Source organism: Paenibacillus sp. P4_E11 (assembly GCF_056401635.1).
In genome coordinates this window covers 1-4890 of sequence record NZ_JBFUIX010000206.1, presented here as the reverse complement: position 1 = coordinate 4890, position 4890 = coordinate 1, and the positions used below count along the sequence as shown (strand labels likewise).

Genomic DNA, 4890 nt, shown 5'->3' with positions numbered 1-4890 from the left:
ATCTAACACAATTCTGTATAAGTAAGGAAAATTCCTTCTTTTTTCAACAAATTTGTGAAGCGCACTATCCTACCATAAAACAACACCGTACAAATGTAAATAATGGATTGTAGGCAAGATCAACTAAAACCAATTTGTCCCGGACAAAAAAAAGACCACCGGAAATTCCGGTGGTTGCACAGAGTGCGAATTTTCGGATAGGAGTGGAGAGAAACCATACTGTACTTTCAGTATATGTATCCGTTTACATTTTGTCAATGATTATTTTGAAAACGGTTTCTTTTATGCTGATATATGCAGAAAAGCGGGCTCATGATACCTCATGGCCCGCTCTCGTGTATGATCCAACTATAACCGTACTTCGTACCCGTTCTTTCTCAACACGGTGATTGCCGCATCCATCTCGGCTTCGTTACGGAACGACAACCGCAATACACCAGGTACGTCGGCTCTGCTTTCAATAATGTGCATGTTGCTAAGATTAATACGATGATTGCCAAGTAACGATGCGATCTGACCAATGATGCCTGGATGGTCCGGCACATCGACGTACACGTCGTAGATCGCGGTCAAGATGCCCTTGCGTCGCTCCGGCAGTTGGCTACGGAATGAGGCAGCCCGCTTGAACTGTTCTTCAATGCCCTCGCCGTCTTCCTGCTCCAGCATCGTCTGGAAGCTGCGAACACCTTCGTTCCAATCCGCCAGAAGCTGTAGCAGCACATCCCGGTTGTTCAACAAGATCGGCCGCCACATCGCAGGATGGCTGGACGCTATACGCGTAATATCGCGGAACCCACCAGCGGCCAGATTCTCATACAAAGGATTCGATTCACTATAGGTCGCGATCTGATTTACGAGCGCTACCGCGATAATGTGCGGCAGATGACTGACCGCTCCGGCGATTTGATCATGCTGGTCGGCCTCTACGCGAACGATCTGCGCCTTCGTATGTTGCAGAAGCTCAGTTAACCGTTCATACGCATGCTCCGGCGTTCCTTCGCTTGGCGTGAGCACGTAGAACGCATTCTCGTACAGATGCGAGGAGGCCGCTTCCACCCCAGACCGCTCCGAACCGGCCATCGGATGGCCGCCGATGAAGAAGACGTCAGAACGCTTAAGCTTGTCCGCACATTCCATAATAGAGGCCTTCGTACTGCCGACGTCAGATATAATACATCCGGACTTCAGGTTGAACTGCAGGATACGGGTCAAATACGGCTCAAGAACGTCGACCGGAACGCAGAGGAAGATGAAATCTGCAGCTTCAGCAGCTTCTTCCATGGATGTACATACTCGGTCCACGACACCGCGTTTGAGCAATTTATCTGCATCAGCCGAATCGATCGTATGTCCGATGACTTCCAGATCGGGCTTGCCCTTGAAGCATAATGCAAGCGAGCCGCCCATCAGTCCTACGCCGAATATGGCAATTTTTTTCATTTGATTCACTCTTTTGACGTTGGATTAGGCTTGAACCGTAACTTCTGTTAGAACGGACTCAAGGGCTTGCAAAAATTTCTCGTTCTGCTCGCGGCTTCCGACGGTGACACGGATCTTGGTCGGGAAGTCGAGATTGTGTCCGCCTCGCACGATAAATCCTTTGCGCAATAGCCCATCAAATACAAGCTTGGCCGGACGTTGTGTATCAACCATAATGAAGTTTCCGTGAGCAGGATAGTAAGCGAGTCCCAATCGGTCGAACTGACCGGTTAAGTAGTCAATGCCCTTGGCATTCTTCTCCCGGCAATCTGCGATAAAAGCCTCATCCTGCAACGCGGCTTTGGCTGCGGCTTGAGCATAGCGAGTCGTATTGAACGGCTCACGCACCTGATTGATCGTATGAATGACCTCTGGATGTCCGATTCCATATCCGATTCGGAGTGATGCCAATCCATAAATCTTGGAGAACGTGCGCAGCAGAATGGCATTTTTGTACTGCTTAATAAGTTCGAAGCCATCCGGATAATCTCCGCTGACTGTATATTCAGCATAAGCCTCATCGAGTACAACTAGTACATTCGAAGGGACTTGCTTCAAGAAATTCGACAACTCGTCATGCGATACAATCGTGCCTGTCGGATTGTTCGGATTGCACACCCATATGATCTTGGTACGATCTGTTATTCGCTTCAACATTCCTTGAAGATCGTGAGTCCCCTCAATAAGCGGCACCTCGATGTGAACGGCACCCTCGATCTCGGCGTTATGCTTGTACTGAGGGAATGTATGCGTGGCCATAATATTCTCATCGCCAGGGACCAAGTACGCACGTGCGATCATCAGAATGATCTCGTCCGAGCCGGCTCCGAAGATGACTTGATTCGGTTCCACGTTGAAATGGCTGGCGACTGCCTTGGTTAATTCCACCGCCCCGCCATCCGGGTACAGACTAGTATTATCCACTTCAGCGATAATCGCTTCTTTCGCCTTAGGCGAGCAGCCGAATGGATTTTCGTTCGAGGCGAGCTTGATCACTTCTTTCAAACCTAACTCGCGCTTCACTTCTTCGATCGGCTTGCCGGGTTGGTACACAGGCAGATGTACGATATTTTGTTTCGGTTTCATGAGCTAGCCTTCACCTCTTGTTCATGTTCTTGGTTTTTGGTTTTTGGTTTTCTTCTCTTCTCACCTCAGCGAATCGGCATGAGATAATTGTATCGTGTTGAAGTAGTGGAGCGGAGAACGGCAAAAACAGCCGTAAGAGTTCACGTGCCTCCTTTGAAAAGGTGTCCTATCCATCATCGAATCAAGGGACAACTTTTCAACCGAGGCCGCAGACTGTTTTGCCGTTCGTAGCGCTACTAGTTTAACACGATTGCCTTTTTCCAAGCCGATTCGCCAATTATACCTTTAATTGTCTCACAAATTCTCGAATTTGCAAGAGACCTTGCTCCCGGGTGGACGGTTGCTGCAACAGAGGGATGGCATTCTCGATACAGCGAACGATAGCGCTGCCGACTACGACTCCGTCACAAGTATTAGCGAATTGCGCGACTTGTTCCCGATTCTGAATCCCGAAGCCAACAGCAATCGGTAAGGAAGTCGAACGCTTGACCGTGTTCAGGAAGTTGTCGATCCCGGCGAAAAACTCGGATCGCACACCGGTTACACCAAGCGAGGAGACACAGTAGACGAACCCTTGCGCATTCGCTGCGATCTTCTCAATTCGCGCTTCTGATGTAGGCGCCACTAATGGAATGAGATGAATGCCGTATGCCACTGCAAGCTTGCGCACCGCGCCGTCTTCCTCGATCGGAAGGTCGGGGATGATCATGCCGCTTATGTCGTTTTCCTTCAAGAGCTCGAAGAAACGTTCCAACCCTAAGCGAAGAACGGGGTTGTAATATGTGAACAAGATAAAAGGCAATTGAATACCACGATCTCTTGCTTTCTTGGCGGCATGGATACAATCGAGAATCGTAATACGATGTTTCAAGGCACGCTCCGAGGCACGTTGAATGACAGGTCCATCAGCCAGCGGGTCCGAATATGGAACTCCCAGCTCCACGATGTCCGCGCCAGCGGCCTCCAGTTCTGCGAGTATATCAAGTGACGTGTCCAGATCGGGGTCACCGATCGTCACGAATGGAATAAGTGCGGTGCGCTTCTGTTCACGCAACTCCGCGAATTTGGCGTCAATGCGATTCATGTGCGCCACCTCCCAAGTAGGACATGATCGATTCTACGTCTTTATCTCCCCGTCCAGACAAGCTGACGACGATAATTTGATCCGGGCTCATTGTTGGCGCAAGCTTGGACACGTGCGCCATCGCGTGGGCGCTCTCTAGCGCCGGAATGATGCCTTCCATGCGACTGAGCAACTGCAACGCTTCAAGAGCTTCGGCATCCGTAATCGGAACGTATTCCGCACGTCCGCTGTCCTTCAAGTAGGAATGCTCGGGGCCAATACCCGGATAGTCCAAACCAGCGGATATCGAATGAGCAGGCAGCACCTGGCCGAATTCGTCCTGAAGGACATAACTGAAGGAGCCTTGGAACACACCATGGCTGCCCTTCGTCATCGTAGCAGCATGTTCTTCCGTCTCTACACCGCGGCCTGCTGCTTCAACGCCAATCAACCGAACATTGCTATCCTGAATGAAAGGATAGAACATACCGATCGCATTGCTGCCTCCACCAACACACGCGACAACTGCATCAGGCAGACGGCCTTCCCGCTCCACAATTTGTTTGCGAGATTCATCGCCGATAATGCGCTGGAAGTTGYGAACCATCATGGGATAAGGGTGTGGACCGGTTGCCGATCCAAGAATATAGTACGTGTCCTGCACGTTGCTGACCCAGTAGCGTAGCGTTTCGTTACAAGCATCCTTCAGCGTACGCGTACCAGACAGCACTGGGATTACTTCCGCGCCTAACAGCTGCATGCGGAAGACGTTCAATTGCTGACGCTTCGTGTCCTCTTCGCCCATGAACACTTTGCATTCTAACCCTAGCAGAGCAGCGATCGTTGCCGATGCAACACCATGTTGACCAGCTCCCGTTTCTGCGATTACTTTCGTCTTCCCCATTTTTTTGGCAAGAACCGCTTGTCCGATCGTATTGTTGATCTTATGAGCACCCGTATGGTTCAGGTCTTCCCGCTTTAAATAAATCTTGGCCCCTCCGAAGTGCGCAGACAGACGCTCCGCATAATACAGTCTCGAAGGCCGTCCTGTATATTCATTCAACAAAAAATTCACTTCCCGGATATAGTCCGGGTCCTTGGAATAATGTACATATGCCTGCTCCAGCTCGTGGAGGGCATTCATCAACGTTTCAGGTACATACTTACCTCCGAATACCCCGAATCGTCCGTGTTCATCCGGCACTTGATGCATGATGCTTCACCCTTTCGACAAAAGCCGTTATTTTGGATACATCTTTCTT

General features: G+C 50.2%; 4 protein-coding genes. All 4 read right to left on the bottom strand.

Annotated features, from left to right (window positions below):
- Nucleotides 1-348 precede the first annotated feature (348 nt).
- The 4 genes from AC1DWB_RS31280 to trpB all read right to left on the bottom strand — a co-directional run bounded on the left by AC1DWB_RS31280 (nt 349) and on the right by trpB (nt 4841).
- The gene (locus AC1DWB_RS31280; RefSeq protein ID WP_477545003.1) at nt 349-1440 is read right to left on the bottom strand and encodes a prephenate dehydrogenase; all 1092 of its coding nucleotides are present in this window, start codon (nt 1438-1440) and stop codon (nt 349-351) included.
- 24 nt (nt 1441-1464) lie between these two features.
- Entirely contained in the window at nt 1465-2565 is a 1101-nt protein-coding gene (gene hisC, locus AC1DWB_RS31275) for a histidinol-phosphate transaminase (protein ID WP_477545002.1), read from the bottom strand.
- A gap of 277 nt (nt 2566-2842) precedes the next feature.
- Nucleotides 2843-3649: a tryptophan synthase subunit alpha gene (trpA, locus tag AC1DWB_RS31270; RefSeq protein ID WP_477545001.1), complete on the bottom strand. Its 807-nt coding sequence runs from the start codon at nt 3647-3649 to the stop codon at nt 2843-2845.
- Nucleotides 3636-4841 carry a tryptophan synthase subunit beta gene (gene trpB, locus AC1DWB_RS31265; protein WP_477545000.1) on the bottom strand — a complete coding sequence of 402 codons (1206 nt, stop codon included), beginning with the start codon at nt 4839-4841 and terminating at the stop codon, nt 3636-3638. The genes trpA and trpB overlap by 14 nt, the downstream gene beginning before the upstream one ends.
- Between the last annotated feature and the right edge of the window lie 49 nt (nt 4842-4890).

Bases quoted from the DNA above. Each gene is read 5' to 3' on its own strand.
- AC1DWB_RS31280 (WP_477545003.1), bottom strand. From the start codon at position 1,440: ATGAAAAAAATTGCCATATTCGGCGTAGGACTGATGGGCGGCTCGCTT.
- hisC (WP_477545002.1), bottom strand. From the start codon at position 2,565: ATGAAACCGAAACAAAATATCGTACATCTGCCTGTGTACCAACCCGGC.
- trpA (WP_477545001.1), bottom strand. From the start codon at position 3,649: ATGAATCGCATTGACGCCAAATTCGCGGAGTTGCGTGAACAGAAGCGC.